We start from the raw sequence: 15,466 nt of genomic DNA, 5'->3' as shown, positions 1-15,466 counted from the left end.
GGAGGAAAAATGGATACATTAAGTGTTACACAAAGTTTACTGATTGCGCTGTGGGTTGCAGCAGTCATGTCTCGTTGGCTCGGCGGAGGCGCCACACTGACTTTACGTTTTTCACCATTGATGACGGGATTAGTTGTCGGACTGGTGATGGGAAATGTGGCTCAAGCCATGATCGTCACTGCCGCTTTACAAATGATTTACATGGGGGTATTTTCTCCTGGCGGATCCATGCCGGCGGAACCTTCGATTGCTGCGGCGATTGCCGTACCGGTAGCTTTGCTAGGAAATCTGCAACCAGAAGCAGCGATTGCTGTTGCCGTTCCTGTTGGGTTGCTAGGGAGTTATTTGTATCAGTTCCGTTTCTTTATCAATACCTTCTTAGGAAAGTATACGGATAAAGCAGTAGAAGATCTGAATGCCAAAGCAATGACTCGTTCAATTATTTTATACCCAACGTTGGCTTCATTTATTTTATTTGTTCCGCTGGTATTTATTGCACTTTATTTAGGCGCTCCACTGATTGCTGATGTCATCAATGCCCTTGAGGGGACAGTCGTTATCCATATTTTAGAAGTAGTCGGTGGCGGATTGGCAGCGATCGGGATTGCAACTACCGTCTATGTGATCGGTCGAAAAGATTATATGGTCTTTTTCTTCTTGGCCTATTTCATGAGTGTAGTTTTCAGTTCGCTGGAAATTACCATGGTCACCTATGCGATTTTTGGTATTTTGATCGCGTTGATTTTTGTTCAGTCACAAAAAGGAAAATTGGCCCCAGCCCCAGAAACGAATACAGCATCACCATCCTTTGATGATGACGATGACTATGATGACGGGTTCTAATCGATAAGGAGGAGCAGTAATGACCGAAATAATTCAAAAAGCGCAAGGCGCACCGGAAGAAATCACGAAGAAAGATGTCACAAAAGCATACCTAAGATGGCATTTCGCCAATGAGATCCCGCATTCATTTGAACGGTATTTATCACCCTCGCTTTTATACGCCATGATGCCGATTTTGCGCAAACTTTACAAAGACGATGAGGCACTGAAAGCTGCCTACAAACGCCAACTGCTGTTTTTCAATACCCAGCTGAGTTGGGGTGGCGGAGTCATCACTGGGCTGATGTCATCAATGGAACAACAGCGGGCCGAGGAAGAGCATGAGAAAAAAGAGATCTTGATGCAAGATGATCTAATGTACAACACGAAAGCTGGTTTGATGGGGGCTTTAGCAGGAATTGGGGATGCCATCGACTCAGGAACCGTTCAATATATCTTTATTGCGATTGCCGTCCCTTGGGCACAGCAAGGAAGTCCGCTAGGTGCGTTGTTCCCATTCATTTGCTTTGCACTGTATCAAGTTTCTCTAGGAATGTTTTTCGCCCGTCAAGCATTTTCGATGGGGCGCAATGCAACTGGTTTGATGCAGAGTACAGGCGTCCAAACCGCAATTGAAACACTGTCGGTTCTCGGTTTATTTATGATGGGGGTTCTGGCTGGAAACTATGTCAAAGTCAGTTCTTCGCTACAGTTTGATATTTCTGGACGAGAATTTATTATCCAAGATATCCTTGATCAGATTGTACCAGGGATTTTGCCGTTAGCAGTTGTAATGGGCGTCTACTGGTTCTATACAAAGAAAGGATTAAAAGTCACGCAAGCATTACTATGGCTGACCTTGATTCTGATTATTTTAGCCGGTGTCGGTATTTTATAAGAAAAGGAGTGTCAAAAATGGGTGTAGTAAATTTAGCACGAGTCGACGAACGATTGATCCATGGGCAGGTCATGATGACCTTATCGCAAAAAAGCGGAGTCAACTCGATCTTTGTAGTGGATGAGGTAGTAGCTAAGGATAAGTTCATGCGGGAATTATACAAAAATGCCGGTAGCCGCACAGGACAAAAAACGATCGTCGTGACACCAGAAAAAGCCAAATTTTACTGGGATGAATACAACTTCAAAGATTACAACTGTATTTTGATCGCCAAAACTGTCAGTGTGATGTACGACTTAGTCAAACACGGCGTGCCGATGAAAGAATTAAACATAGGCGGTATCGCCCAAAAAGATCCTGAAAAGGACCTTCTCGTTACAAAATCTGTTTATTTAAATCAAGCGGATGCGCAAAAACTCAAAGAAATGAACGAAGCGTACGGTGTGGAATCAATCTATTTTCAAGCAACACCTTCTGCACCGAAATCAACCCTTAAAGATGTGTTGAAGCAGTTCAATTTGTAATCATTGAGCGAGTTCGTCATCTGTTGAAGAGGAAGGCGGAGGATCTTATAAAAAAAGAGTTCCTCCTTCCTTGTCGGTAATTTGTGAATAGGAGAATTCGCCATGAATCAAACAGAAGCATTTCGTGATTGGCTGTTTCGTTATCGGTATGTCTATCGGTCGCGATCCACGGATAAAAGCAAACAAAGATTTTTGAAGGCACTCATCGCGGATATCATTCCATTTCGCAAAGACCTTCAGGTGATCGAGTATGATCACACGAAAAAAAACGCCTCACGCAATTTGTATGTTGGCGATCTGACCAAAGCAAAACGGATCATCTGCACATATTATGATACACCGCCACAGCATTTCGGTGATTACCATTTTTTTGATCGGCAGGAGCAAGGGCGCAAAACAAATCAATTTATTCTGACTGCTTCAGCAGTGATGATTCTTTTAGGGTTGTTGGGTACCTGGCTTTATATCCACTTTGCCTCAGGGAGATTTCCCTTGCTCTCATGGCAAACAGCGCTTTTTGCTTTAGGAGTCGGTATTTATTTTCTGCTATTAAATCGCGTAAGCCGCGGGGCAGGATTTGAGCAAAATTTGACCCGCAATACCTCCTCTATCTTAGCGCTGCTGTCACTGATCAGTCAAAACAGTCAAACAGCGACTGCCTTCGCATTTCTTGATGAAGGAAGTTACGGAGAACGCGGGTTGGAAGTGTTACGTGATTCAGCAAGGCCGAATGCGAAGATTTATTATTTAGATTCTATTGGTGCCGATGCGCCGATTCGAGCTATCGGCAAGCAATTCAATGAAGGGTAACTGCAGCAGCTGGCGATCGAACACAGCAGTGAAGCAATGGGCAGCATCAACTATCTGTTTTGTGCAGAAAAGCAACAGGATCAGACGTATGTGTTGCCTAGAAAACAATTAAAGCAAAAAGAGCTGAATCTGAGGAATATGCAAAAAGTCCTTGCATTATTTGGTTAGGAAGCGAAAAAGGAGGAACAACATTTGTTAGGAATCGTATTGGCAACTCACGGACAGCTGAGTACTGGTTTTAAAGATGCCGCAGAGGTGATCATGGGCAGTGTCGAAAATATTGCGGTCGTTAATTTGAACCACGGAGAGGATATTCAACTTCTGGGAAACAAAATCCATGAAGCAATCCATGAAACAGATCAAGGGGACGGTGTATTGGTGTTTGCTGATCTATTGAGTGCGAGTCCCTACAATCAGTCGGTTGTAACGATCAATCAATTAGAAGAACCTCTTCAGGAAAAGACGTATGTGATCGGCGGAGTGAATCTGCCGATGGTATTAGAAGCAATCAATCACCAATTTTTGGCGACACCGATTGAACAGGCGGTGGCAGCAGTGATCCAGCAAGGAGAAAACAGTGTGGCGCTTTGGCACAATTCTTCGGCAGGTGATAGTAGCAAAGAAACTGATGAGGACGATGATTTTTAAAAACGAAAGGATGACAGCAAATGCAATGGGGGTTTCGATGGTACGGGGAAGGGGATACGATCCCGTTAACGAATATTCGACAAATTCCAGGAATGCACGGCATTGTAGGAACACTTCTGAATAAAATGCCCGGAGATGTCTGGGAGATTTCCGAAATCAATGCACTAAAAGCATCAATTGAAAAAGAGCATCTTTCGCTATTAGGGATTGAGAGTGTGGCAATCCACGATGCGATCAAAGCCGGAACAGAGGAACGGGATCACTACATCGATCAATATATTCAAACGATTCGGAATTTAGCAGCTTGTGATGTACATATGATCTGCTATAGCTTCAAACCGATCTTCGGCTGGGCAAAAACAAACCTATTTTATCAAAACGAGGATGGCAGTTTCTCCTTGCTCTATGATCAAGCCGTTGTAGACGATATGGAACCTAGTGAGATGTATACGCTGATTCATAGCCAATCAAAAGGCTTTAAATTGCCAGGTTGGGAAGAAGAACGACTGAAAAAGTTCCAGCGTTTGATGGCAACTTATGAAGGGGTCACTCAAGAGATCCTCTTTGATAACTTAAGCTATTTCTTAAAGCGAATCATTCCTGTATGTGAAGAAGTAGATGTGAAAATGGCGATCCATCCGGACGACCCACCTTGGGAAATTTTTGGCTTGCCACGGATCACCAAAAATTTAGAGGACTTGAAAAAAATCATGGCCATCGTGGATTCACCTTATAATGGGGTGACGTTGTGCACCGGTTCGTTAGGTGCCGATCCAGAAAACGACATGGTGGAGATCGTTCATGCCTTAAAAGGCCGCATCAACTTTGTTCATTTCCGCAATGTGTTGTTTATGGGGGAACGCAAATTTAAAGAATCTGCCCATCTTTCCACTGAAGGATCGTTAGACATGTATGCCATCATGAAAGCCTTGGTTGAGGTCGGTTTTGATGGCGTCATCCGTCCTGATCACGGACGGACGATCTGGGGGGAAGTGGCGATGCCAGGCTATGGTCTGTATGATCGCGCGATTGGGATCAGTTATCTTCAAGGGCTTCATGAAGCCGTCTTGAAAGAACAAATGCAATCGAAGGAAACGAAGGGAGGAAAGAGTGTATGACACTCTATGAACAATTGGCAAAAACAAGGGTATTGCCTCTTTACACGGCAACAGACCTTACCTATTTGCCAGTAGTAGAATCACTGTTGATCGAACATGAACTACCCTTTATTGAAGTGACCTTCCGCAGTGACCTTGCTTTAGCAGCGATTGAAGAACTCTCTCAATCGGGCAAATTGATCGTAGGCGCAGGCACGGTACGCACCTTAGAACAAGCGAAAGCAGCAGTTGAGAAAGGGGCGCGCTTTATTGTTTCCCCTGCTCTTGTACCTGATGTGGTGGAATTTTGTCTTGCCGAAAACATTCCAGTGTTTCCAGGGACAGCTACCCCCAATGACATTCAACGAGCAGCGGCATATGGCTTATCAGTTGTGAAATTTTTCCCCGCGGATATCTACGGGGGCTTACCGGCAATCAAAGCCCTCAGTGGTCCGTTTTATGATATTCGATTTGTTCCAACTGGCGGAATCACTCTCGAAAATGTTCAAGACTATTTATCTGATCCGCAGGTGCTAGCAGTTGGCGGCTCCTTCATTCTTTCAGAATCACTAGTAAAAGAAGGTCGGGAAAAGGCTGACAGCCATTTGGCGCATGTAAAATCATTGCTAAGTTGAGCAGTCAGCTGTAAATAAACAAGGTGAAGCAATGGGTGCCAAAGGATTTTGGTACCATTGCTTTTTTATTCGCAGAAAAGTAAAGGAGGCTATAGGATGAAAAAGATAAAACTGGTGATTTTTGATATGGACGGTTTGATGTTTGAAACAGGTCGTCTAGCTTATCGCGCTTATTTAAGAGCCGCGGAGGAATATGATTTTGAAGTTTGCCAAGAAGTTTATTATTACCTGACTGGCAGAACGGAAGCCGATATTCGTATAGGGATGCAGGAACTTTATGGCAGTACGGTACCAACGGATCGGTGGCGAGCAGCGATGAATCGTCAGAAAGAAGTGATTTTAGCTGAAGAGAAACGGGTGTTCAAAAAGCCCGGCCTTCTTGAACTGTTGGAAGCATTAAAAAAACAAGATTGCTTGATAGCCGTGGCATCCTCTTCATCGAAAGAAAAAATCAAGGTGTACTTTGAAATGGAACAGATGCCAGATTGGTTTGATACGGTGGTTTCTGGGGATCAAGTGCGAAACGGCAAACCTGATCCAGAAATCTTTCTAACAGCTTGCCAACAATTAGGCGTAAAGCCTGAAGCAGCCTTGGTATTAGAAGATTCTCTCGCCGGCATAAAAGCCGCAAAACAAGCCGAGATCCCAGCTTTTCTGATTGCGGATGATTTGAGTGCTTTGCCAGTCAAAAAAAATGGGAAGTATCCTTTGCTTAAACAGCCAAAACTTGAGCAAGAAGTAGCTGCACAGGTGAAAACTTTTTCTGATCTGACGGAAGTCAGAGACTGGCTAGTCGTAAATCATTTTTCTTGGGCTTGATCGATATTTAAAGAAGCTTCGATCAAGCAAACGGGCATTAAGCAAGAACATACAGTGCTGTAAATCAGGGATAGTGTTGCGGAATCGATAAAACAACAAAGGTTGGTTTTGGCAATTGGTTTTTTCCTGCTCATTTCTCTATGAAGAAGGGGAGCGTTAGAACGTTTTTCACTACTTTCTGGGAACGTGGCAAAAGGTTGACTAGAATAACGAGTAAGATTGTAGCAGCTCACTTTATAGGTAAGTGAAGCTGCTTTTTTACGCTATTCCTTCAGCAACGAAAAATGAGCATTGTGTGTTAAGCGGTATTCTTTCGGAGTCAGTGAGGTCAATGCTTTGAAATTTCGATTGAAGGTTCGCACGTTTTGAAAGCCAGCTTGTTCTGCTACTTCCGTAATCGGCAAGAGACTATGGGTCAGCAAAAAAGAGGCATGGCGAATTCTTGCTTGATTCAAAAGCCGAGGAAAGGTGCTTTTCAATTTCTCAGTGATCATTCTGGAAACGTAGACGCTACTATAACCGATACTGCTGCTTAGTTTTTCGAGCGTCAGCTCTTCTTTGAAGTGTGACTCGATATAGGCAAGCAGCTGGATCAGGATATCCTCTTGGTTTTTGGCTGGTAGTAAAGTCGTTTGGTGCTCAAAAAGGTAAAGGACTTGATACAGTGCCGATTTTCGTAAATAGAGGGAATCCGTTTCAAATAAAGGATAATACAGCTGATTTGCGACAGACGGATCAATGGTGATAACGGGATCTGACAAAGCGAAATCTTTGGTTTTGGCATAAAAATCTGGAATAAACTCCGGCGAAAAAACCAGAATATGTAGTTGTGATTCCTTAGGGGTTTCGATGGCATGGGTCTGGTAAGGCATGACTAATAACACTTGGCCAGTTGTAAGGACATAGGGACTTTCTTCGATTTTGACAACCGCTTCGCCGTCACTACAAAAAAGCAATTCAAAGGAACGATGAAAATGTTCCATGTAATTAAGCGAGTAGGGATGGTAACTGGAAACGCCTAGATATTCGCCAAAATGGTATTCTTCTAAAATAGTCACGCAATCTTCCCTCCATTTTTTGTCTATCGATGTGTGGAAATCGTCCTGTGAATGATAGCGATTTCATTTTATAATTATGACAGTTCAGCTGAAGAAAGTAAATAGAACAATGATTAGTGAATATTTTTAAAATGAACTACAGCAGCAAGTTTCTTTTTTTAGTTAGGTATATTAGTAAAGAAAACTTACTAACTGAAAGCTGCTTATTCCTATTGACACTCAGTTGAATCACAAAATGCCAAAAAGGGAAAGAGGAGGAAATTTTTTTGATTACCAATCCGATACTAACAGGCTTTCATCCAGACCCGAGTATTTGTCGTGCAGGAGAAGATTATTACATTGCTACATCGACCTTTGAATGGTTTCCAGGTGTGCGCATCTTCCATTCGAAGGATTTGAAGAACTGGCGCTTGATCAGTACACCAGTCAATCGTGTCAGTCAGTTGAATATGCTGGGAAACCCTGATTCTGGGGGCGTTTGGGCGCCAAACTTAAGTTACAGTGATGGTCGTTTTTGGTTGATTTATTCAGATGTCAAAACCCAATCCAATAGCTGGAAAGATGTGAACAATTATTTGATCACCTGTGAAACCATTGATGGGGAGTGGTCAGAACCAATCTATATGAACTCTTCTGGTTTCGATCCCTCGTTATTTCATGACGACGACGGCAAAAAATATTTTCTGAACATGGTATGGGATTATCGCCCGACAAACCATTCCTTTTATGGGATCGCTCTTCAAGAGTTTGATTGGCAAGCCAAGAAATTGGTGGGGCAGCCCAAAATTATCTTCAAAGGAACAGAGCGCAAATTGACGGAAGCACCGGTTATGTATAAAGTAAACGGCTATTATTATTTATTGACGGCAGAAGGTGGCACCAAGTTTGAACATGCAAGTACCATCGCTCGTGGAACGCACATTGAAGGCCCCTATGAAGTTCATCCTCAAAACCCTCTGATCAGTTCCTGGGGACAGCCAGAGATCCTGCTACAAAAAGCTGGCCATGGTTCATTTGTGAAAACGCAGACCGATGAATGGTATTTTGTTCACTTAACAGGGCGAGCGCTGAAGTATCCAGAAACGCCCCTCTTAGAAAATCGCGGCTATTGCCCGCTCGGACGGGAAACAGCGATCCAGTCTGTTTATTGGGAAAATGATTGGCCGTATATCACAGGCGGAAACTTTCCAAAAGAGGAAGTCCCACAGCCACAGCTGCCCGAACATCCGTGGGAAACAGAATCAGGGTTTGATGATTTTGAAGAGGCGTCGTTGGCACCAGTGTTTCAAACCTTGCGGATTCCTTTTTCTGAGGAAATCGGTAGTTTGACCGCACGACCAGGGTACTTGCGCTTGTATGGGCGAGAGTCGTTCAATTCCTTGTTCCATCAAGCACTGGTGGCAAGAAGATGGAGCGATTTTCGTTTCGAAGCAACGACTGCCGTCGAATTTTCACCGACCTCGTTTCTACAGTTAGCAGGCATGACGAATTACTACAATACACAAAACTGGTCGGCGATCTACATCACTCATGATGAGACGAAAGGCAGAATCATCACTGTATTGGCAAGCGAAAAGGGCCAACTGAAGAGTCAAAAAGCACCAGAAGTTGTGATACCAGCCGATGTACAGACAGTCTATTTCAAGACGATCGTCAATTATGCCCACTATCAATACGCGTACTCGTTTGATCAAAAAGAGTGGCAGGTCATCGATCAGCTATTTGACAGCTTGCAATTGTCTGACGACTATGTAGCAGAACATTACGGTGGGTTCTTTACAGGGGCTTTTGTAGGGATGTTTGCGATCGATACGACCGGCAATCGTTTGGCGGCTGATTTTGATTCATTTGACTATCAAAAAATCGAGGAGGAAGAAAGATGAAAAATTGGAAACGGGTCTTACAAACAGCGTCAGTGGCGGGCTTAGCGGCTTTTATGCTTAGTGGCTGCGGGAATGGTTCCGGAAACAGCGGCTCAGATAATAGCGAAACGGGAAGTAGTGGCAAGGATGAACTCGTGGTTTGGACCTTTACTTCAGAATTATCAACGATGATCAATGATTACTATTTACCGGCGCATGACGATTTGGCCTATGACATTCGGATCGTGGAGATTCCTTCTGACCAATTCGAGACCAAGCTCGATCCGATTCTCGGTTCCAAAGATGCACCAGATGTGATTGCTTTAGAATCTGCCTTTGTCAAAAAATATGTGGAATCAGGCATGATGGCAGACCTTGGTTCACTGGGACTTGATGAAGCCGCGGCAGATACGTATCAATATGTCAAAGACGTAGGAACTTCAAAAGACGGGGTTCTTCATGCCTTGGCTTGGCAAGCTGCTCCTGGCGGGTTTTATTACCGGGCGTCGATGGCAGAAGAGCTGCTAGGGATCGATGATCCAGCGGCTGCGCAAGCGGCCTTGTCAGACTACGACAAGTTCTATGAGGAAGCCAAAGCAGTCAAAGAAAAAAGTGGTGGAACCACCTATATGATCTCTAGTGTCCAAGATTTGGCGAAGCCTTTTTATGGTCAACGCGAACATGGCTGGGTTGAAGACGGCAAATTAGTGATCGACGACAGTTTGTATGACTTGTTGGATGTATCACGAAAATTTGTAGAAGAAGGCCTGACACAAGATACAGAAGGACAATCAGAAGCTTGGTTTGCTGGAATGAATAGCGACAATGTATTCGGTTATAGTTTGCCGACATGGGGGCTGCACTATTGGTTAAAACCAAATGCGACAGCTGCCGATAACTCCAGCTCAACAGAAGGGGACTGGCGCATGATCCAAGGACCTTCGTCGTGGTTCTGGGGCGGCACATGGATCGGTGCTACGGCAAATTCTGAGATGCAAGAAGAAGCGGCGCAATTGGTGGCTTACTTGACCACAGATCAAGCATTTTTAAAGCAATGGGCCGAAGATACCGGTGATTTTGTATCAAATGAGCGAGTCGTTGAAGAAATTAAAGGCGAATATGAAGAGGAATTTTTAGGCGGTCAAAACCACTATGCAGAATTTGCCGATATGGTTCAAGACATCAACGCGAAAATTCTGACCGAGTATGACCAGACGATTGAAACCCTCTTTACGGATAGTTGTTTGACACCATATTCAAAAGGCGAGGTGGATCAGGAAACGGCGATCCAAAACTTTAAAGATGCGGTCGTCAATGCTTATCCAGATGTTCAAGTAGATTAGGTGTTGTAGAAACCGGCACCGAAGACGGGGTCGGTTTCTACCTTTTCTAGGTACTATGCGCTGCTTAAATGGCTTGTCTTTATAGGCAAAAGTTGACAGTGGAAGAAAAAAATATCAGGGGGATTACGATGCAGAATAAGAGAAGATTTGAACAGTATCATCGCTATGGGCTATTATTTATCGCACCATTTTTTCTAGCATTCTTGGTTTTTCAGCTTTATCCAATTCTCTATACGATTTACCTGAGCTTTACAGATCTAAAAGGGTGGAATCCGACTGCCAATCTTGTCGGACTGGATAACTATCTTGCGATTTTTCGCAACCCGTTATTTTTAAAATCGATCAGCAATACCTTTATTTTGTGGGGCGTAAACTTTGTTCCTCAAATTGGCTTGGCTTTGTTGCTGGCGGCATGGTTTACCAATATCAAGCTGCGCTTGCGGGGGAAAGGATTCTTCAAAGTCGCTTTTTACTTACCCAACATCATTACTGCCGCTTCAGTAGCAATCTTATTTTTTGTTTTGTTCAGTTTTCCGTTAGGTCCGATCAACCTAGTCTTGCAGCATTTCGGTGTTTTGGACCAGCCCTATGACTTTTTCCGTAGTGAAACGGGCACTCGGCTGATCGTTTCCTTTATCCAATTTTGGATGTGGTATGGTCAGACCACGATCGTTTTGGTTTCGGGCATTTTGAGCATTGATGATGCTCTTTTTGAATCAGCAATGGTCGATGGAGCCAATGATGGTCAAATTTTCCGCAAGATTACGCTGCCTTTGTTAAAACCAATCTTGCTTTATACATTGGTGACGTCCTTGATTGGCGGCTTGCAAATGTTCGATATTCCTTTTTTGCTGACAAATGGCAATCCCAACAATAGCGTCTTAACGATCACGATGTTTATCTACAACCAGGCCTTTACCGGGAGTCGGAATTTCAACGTTGCCGCAACCGCGTCGGTACTATTATTGGTACTTTCAATCGTATTAAGCACGTTATTGTTTCAATTTTTCAAAGAAAACAGCAAAGTGGGGCGAAAATAAATGGAAAATAGCTATCGAGCAAAACGATTATTGATCTATGTCTTTTTGGTGTTGCTGACCATCCTAAGTATACTGCCGTTTTGGGTCGTCTTAGTCAATGCGACCCGTTCAGCGGAACAGATCCAGCAAGGGCTGTCCTTGTGGCCCGGCGGTAATCTCCAATACAACTGGTCCGTCTTAATGGGCAGAGGCTTCAATGTTTTCAATGGGTTTAAAAATAGTTTCCTGATTGCTGCTGGTGCTACCGTTCTCAATGTGTATTTTTCGGCGCTGACGGCTTATGGCGTGATCGCCTATGAATTTCGTGGCAAGAAAGTCCTGTTTGCTGTCATTCTTGGGCTGATCATGATTCCTCAGCAAATTAGCATGATTGGCTTTTATCAATTTATGAATCGCTTAGGGCTCTTAAATAATTTTCTGCCATTGATTTTACCAGCGATCGCATCACCCGCTACCGTTTTTTTCTTAAAGCAATATTTAGAAACGATCTATCATCCTGATTTGGCAGATTCTGCTCGTTTAGACGGAGCCGGCGAAATCAAAATTTTCCATCGCATCATGTTGCCTTTGATGAAACCGGGCTTAGCCACCATGGCGATTTTCTCATTCGTAACCTCGTGGAATAATTTCTTGATGCCCTTGATCTTGATCAACGATACGGAAAAGTATACGTTGCCGATGCTGGTCCAATTGCTGAAAACCGATGTTTACCGTACTGAATTTGGCAGTATGTATCTAGGGATCTCATTAAGTATTATTCCTTTACTGCTGATTTATCTGTTTCTCTCGAAATACATCGTGGGCGGTGTGACGGCTGGCGGAATCAAAGGATAGCGAGACCTTTTTACCAAAAGAAAACGCTGGACTGAGTTTTCAGTCCAGCGTTCATTTAACGGATCGCATGGGAGAGATCAAGTGCTGCAAAGCGCAAATCGTTGATATTCAAGAAATGTTTTGCCACTAGAACGTTACCGCCAAACAGCGGGGCTTGATCGCCTAATCGACTGTTTTTGATCTTCGTGTTTTTGGTGAACTGGCTGGTCAATTTTTGCTGAAGCGCCAGTAATAAATCAGGAATTTTGCGATAGACCGAGCTGTTGATATAGACTTCTTCGGGATCAGAAAAAGTGATGACATTGTTTAGCCCAATGCTAAGAAACTCAACATTTTGTAGCGCCAATTCGACTGCTGATTTTTCTCCGGCATGGTAGGCTTGTGCGAAGGTATCCGAATTTACGAAGGCAGTTTTTGTATAGTGACTGTAGGTGTCAAACAAGACTTTGTTCGAGGCATATTGCTCTAAGCAGCCTCGATTGCCGCAAGGGCACAAGTTGCCGTGAGGAAAGAGCGTAGAATGGCCAACTTCCCCCGCCATACCGTGAGTACCGGTTTGCAACTGCCCATCAACGATGATTCCGACACCGATCCCGCTATGGACGCTGACGCTCAGTAAATTCGTGGAATCAGAAGAAAAACAGTACTCGCCTAAAGCTGTTAAATTGGCTTCGTTTTCTATATAGACCGCCGTATTGTATTTTTGGCTCAAAGGGGCGATCAAATCAAAGTGTTCCAAGTCGTAGTAGGGGGCAAAGGTGATCGTCTGATTGTGAACGATGCCGTGGATCGCCAAACAGATTCCTACTAATCCATGAGTGGTTTGCGGCATTTGCGGCCAAAATTCTTTCATCATAGAATCGATCGTCGCCAGTACATTTTCTTTGGTGATCAATTCATGAGAATGATCGGCGGAGGCGATCATCTCGCCATTGATATAAGAAAGCATTCCACGAACATAGTTATAGCCGATGTCAAAGGTAACAGCTAAGCTGCTACGGTGATTGAATTGCAATTGAATCGGTTTGCGACCACCGATCGAAGTGGAATCCCCAATGCCGACTTCGCGCACGAAGTCCGTGTCGATTAGTTTTTTGGTTATTTGAGAAACAGACGCTTTATTGAGATGGGTCAAATTTGACACTTCCGCTCTTGACACATTTTCATTGTCAATGATTGTCTTCAATACAGCCGCTTCATTTTGTTCGCGTATGCCCATTTTATTGATAATCATGTGTTCTCCTCTTCGTAGATGTGATTAGTGTTAGTTTACCGTGCAAATTAATATTGTGCAAGCTGAAGAATAAAGAAAAAACGAAGAATGTAGGAACAGTAGTTTGAGAACGAAAAACCATAAAAGAATCGTTGAAAGCGCTTGACAGGAATGCGAGAATCGTTTACTATCCAATTAGTTAGTTTTGAATGCTAATTAACCGATTGAGGATCAATGGTTAACTGCTTCAAACAGAGGAAGGAGAGAAGAGATGGCTTATTTTTTAGGGTTGGATCTAGGAACAAGTGCGTTAAAAGGCCTAGTTTTTGATCAAACCGGGGAACTCCAAGGAACAGCAAGTGCTGACTATCCATTGTCATCCCCTAGACTGGGGTTCAGTGAGCAAGAGCCGGTGCATTGGCAAGAGGCTGCAGACAAGGTAATCAAAACCTTGATTCAGCAGCTTCCAACGCTGCAGAAAGAATTGATCGGCATCAGCTTTTCCGGGCAAATGCATAGTCTTGTTTTATTGGATGAAGATAACCGAGTCATTCGTCCGGCAATATTATGGAATGACGTTCGAACCACCAAACAATGCCAAGCGATCATGGCATCCTTTGGAGAGGAAATAAAAGCAATCACCAAGAATGTTGCTTTGGAAGGGTTCACCTTACCAAAAATTTTATGGGTTCAAGAACATGAGCCTGAACATTGGCAACAAGTTCGTCACATGATGCTGCCAAAAGACTACTTGGCTTTTTGGCTGACTGGTAACTATTCGATGGATTATTCTGATGCGGCGGGTACGTTACTGCTGGATATAGAAAAGAAGTGCTGGTCTGAAGCCATTCTAGAAAAATTCGCCATCGCATCGGATTTACTGCCGCCGCTTTTTGAATCAGCAGCGCCAGTAGGGCAAATGCGAAAAGAACTGCAAGAAGCCTTTGGCTTTGAACAAGAGGTGACGATCTGTGCAGGTGGCGCAGACAATGCCTGTGCTGCATTAGGTTCAGGGATCATCGCCGAAGGTGTCGGCATGGTGTCGATTGGCACTAGCGGTGTGTTCTTATCCTTTGAAGAAGCGCAAGAGGTTGATTATCAAGGCGATCTACACCTTTTCCGTCATGCGATCAAAGACAAGTTGTATTCAATGGGGGTCACGTTAGCCGCTGGAAATTCCTTAAGCTGGTATCGTGATACGTTTGCCCCCAACCAATCGTTTCAGGAATTGCTTTCAGCGATCAGTGAGGTAAAACCGGGGGCAGAAGGCCTGCTGTTTACGCCTTATATCGTGGGCGAACGCACCCCACATACCGACAGCCAAATCAGAGGAAGTTTTATTGGCATTGACACACGGCATCGCGAAAAGCATTTCAGTCGTGCCGTCTTAGAAGGGATCACCTTCTCTTTGAAAGATTCCCAAATGATCATGGAAGAACGAGCACAGCGGAAATTCACCCAGATCGTTTCTGTGGGGGGCGGTGCGAAAAATGCCGAATGGCTGCAAATGCAAGCCGATATTTTTAATGCAGAAATGCTGACTTTATCTACTGAACAAGGTCCAGGTATGGGCGCAGCAATGCTGGCAGCAATCGGCAGCGGCATTTATCCAGATGCGGCCGCTTGTGTTAACGGCTTTGTCAAATACGGCAAGGCCATTGCACCGATTCCTGAAAATGTCGCCAAATACCAAGAAATTTATGCGATCTACCGCACCGTCTACCAACAAACCTCACCTATTTGCCATGCATTGGCGCAAATCGAGTAGCGTAAAGGCAGCAGGCAATCTACATGATCAAAGTGAGGAATCGTTTTTGGTTCTAAATGATTGGAAACAAGTAAGTTAGTTTATTACACTAAAAA

At 43.9% G+C, this 15,466-nt stretch carries 15 protein-coding genes; 13 read left to right on the top strand and 2 right to left on the bottom strand.

The window, feature by feature from the left end:
* The first annotated feature begins 9 nt into the window (after positions 1 to 9).
* The 8 genes from IAE45_RS06450 (at position 10) to IAE45_RS06415 (ending at position 6,253) form a co-directional block, all read left to right on the top strand.
* On the top strand, positions 10 to 843 hold the full coding sequence (locus tag IAE45_RS06450) for a PTS mannose/fructose/sorbose/N-acetylgalactosamine transporter subunit IIC (RefSeq protein ID WP_081117903.1): 834 nt from the start codon (positions 10 to 12) through the stop codon (positions 841 to 843).
* Between the two features lie 19 nt (positions 844 to 862).
* Positions 863 to 1,720, top strand: a complete 858-nt coding sequence (locus IAE45_RS06445; protein ID WP_008380577.1) for a PTS system mannose/fructose/sorbose family transporter subunit IID — start codon at positions 863 to 865, stop codon at positions 1,718 to 1,720.
* A gap of 17 nt (positions 1,721 to 1,737) precedes the next feature.
* The gene (locus IAE45_RS06440; protein WP_005228434.1) at positions 1,738 to 2,244 is read left to right on the top strand and encodes a PTS system mannose/fructose/N-acetylgalactosamine-transporter subunit IIB; all 507 of its coding nucleotides are present in this window, start codon (positions 1,738 to 1,740) and stop codon (positions 2,242 to 2,244) included.
* Between the two features lie 102 nt (positions 2,245 to 2,346).
* Positions 2,347 to 3,054 carry a hypothetical protein gene (locus tag IAE45_RS06435; protein WP_233618972.1) on the top strand — a complete coding sequence of 236 codons (708 nt, stop codon included), beginning with the start codon at positions 2,347 to 2,349 and terminating at the stop codon, positions 3,052 to 3,054.
* 192 nt (positions 3,055 to 3,246) lie between these two features.
* Positions 3,247 to 3,702 carry a PTS sugar transporter subunit IIA gene (locus IAE45_RS06430; protein WP_081117905.1) on the top strand — a complete coding sequence of 152 codons (456 nt, stop codon included), beginning with the start codon at positions 3,247 to 3,249 and terminating at the stop codon, positions 3,700 to 3,702.
* A 20-nt stretch (positions 3,703 to 3,722) separates the two neighbouring features.
* On the top strand, positions 3,723 to 4,820 hold the full coding sequence (gene uxuA, locus IAE45_RS06425; RefSeq protein WP_005228437.1) for a mannonate dehydratase: 1,098 nt from the start codon (positions 3,723 to 3,725) through the stop codon (positions 4,818 to 4,820).
* Positions 4,817 to 5,434: a bifunctional 4-hydroxy-2-oxoglutarate aldolase/2-dehydro-3-deoxy-phosphogluconate aldolase gene (locus IAE45_RS06420; protein ID WP_200125494.1), complete on the top strand. Its 618-nt coding sequence runs from the start codon at positions 4,817 to 4,819 to the stop codon at positions 5,432 to 5,434. The genes uxuA and IAE45_RS06420 overlap by 4 nt, the downstream gene beginning before the upstream one ends.
* A gap of 96 nt (positions 5,435 to 5,530) precedes the next feature.
* Complete coding sequence (locus IAE45_RS06415; protein WP_200125492.1) at positions 5,531 to 6,253, top strand: HAD family hydrolase; 723 nt, start codon at positions 5,531 to 5,533, stop codon at positions 6,251 to 6,253.
* A 263-nt stretch (positions 6,254 to 6,516) separates the two neighbouring features.
* Here IAE45_RS06415 and IAE45_RS06410 read toward each other — a convergent pair whose 3' ends face one another.
* Positions 6,517 to 7,311, bottom strand: a complete 795-nt coding sequence (locus tag IAE45_RS06410) for an AraC family transcriptional regulator (RefSeq protein ID WP_172634710.1) — start codon at positions 7,309 to 7,311, stop codon at positions 6,517 to 6,519.
* A gap of 266 nt (positions 7,312 to 7,577) precedes the next feature.
* Between IAE45_RS06410 and IAE45_RS06405 the strand changes: the two genes are divergently transcribed.
* The 4 genes from IAE45_RS06405 to IAE45_RS06390 all read left to right on the top strand — a co-directional run bounded on the left by IAE45_RS06405 (position 7,578) and on the right by IAE45_RS06390 (position 12,390).
* Entirely contained in the window at positions 7,578 to 9,194 is a 1,617-nt protein-coding gene (locus IAE45_RS06405) for a glycoside hydrolase family 43 protein (protein WP_096741650.1), read from the top strand.
* Positions 9,191 to 10,516: an ABC transporter substrate-binding protein gene (locus IAE45_RS06400; protein WP_200125490.1), complete on the top strand. Its 1,326-nt coding sequence runs from the start codon at positions 9,191 to 9,193 to the stop codon at positions 10,514 to 10,516. Before IAE45_RS06405 ends, IAE45_RS06400 begins: the two co-directional genes overlap by 4 nt.
* A gap of 128 nt (positions 10,517 to 10,644) precedes the next feature.
* Positions 10,645 to 11,556 (top strand): carbohydrate ABC transporter permease, encoded by a 912-nt coding sequence (locus IAE45_RS06395; protein ID WP_042890501.1) that lies wholly within the window; start codon positions 10,645 to 10,647, stop codon positions 11,554 to 11,556.
* A complete protein-coding gene (locus IAE45_RS06390) occupies positions 11,557 to 12,390 on the top strand; it encodes a carbohydrate ABC transporter permease (RefSeq protein ID WP_005228444.1) in 834 nt (277 codons plus the stop codon).
* A 55-nt stretch (positions 12,391 to 12,445) separates the two neighbouring features.
* On the opposite strand, the gene IAE45_RS06385 is transcribed toward IAE45_RS06390, so the two are convergent.
* Entirely contained in the window at positions 12,446 to 13,624 is a 1,179-nt protein-coding gene (locus tag IAE45_RS06385; protein WP_200125488.1) for an ROK family transcriptional regulator, read from the bottom strand.
* Positions 13,625 to 13,874: 250 nt separating this feature from the next.
* Between IAE45_RS06385 and xylB the strand changes: the two genes are divergently transcribed.
* Positions 13,875 to 15,371 (top strand): xylulokinase, encoded by a 1,497-nt coding sequence (gene xylB, locus IAE45_RS06380; protein ID WP_200125486.1) that lies wholly within the window; start codon positions 13,875 to 13,877, stop codon positions 15,369 to 15,371.
* The last annotated feature ends 95 nt before the right edge of the window (positions 15,372 to 15,466 follow it).

It is taken from the genome of Enterococcus sp. S53, assembly GCF_016516865.1.
GTDB lineage: Bacteria > Bacillota > Bacilli > Lactobacillales > Enterococcaceae > Enterococcus_D > Enterococcus_D innesii.
The sequence above is the reverse complement of the archived record's forward strand: the minus strand, read 5'-3'. Positions and strand labels throughout refer to the sequence as shown.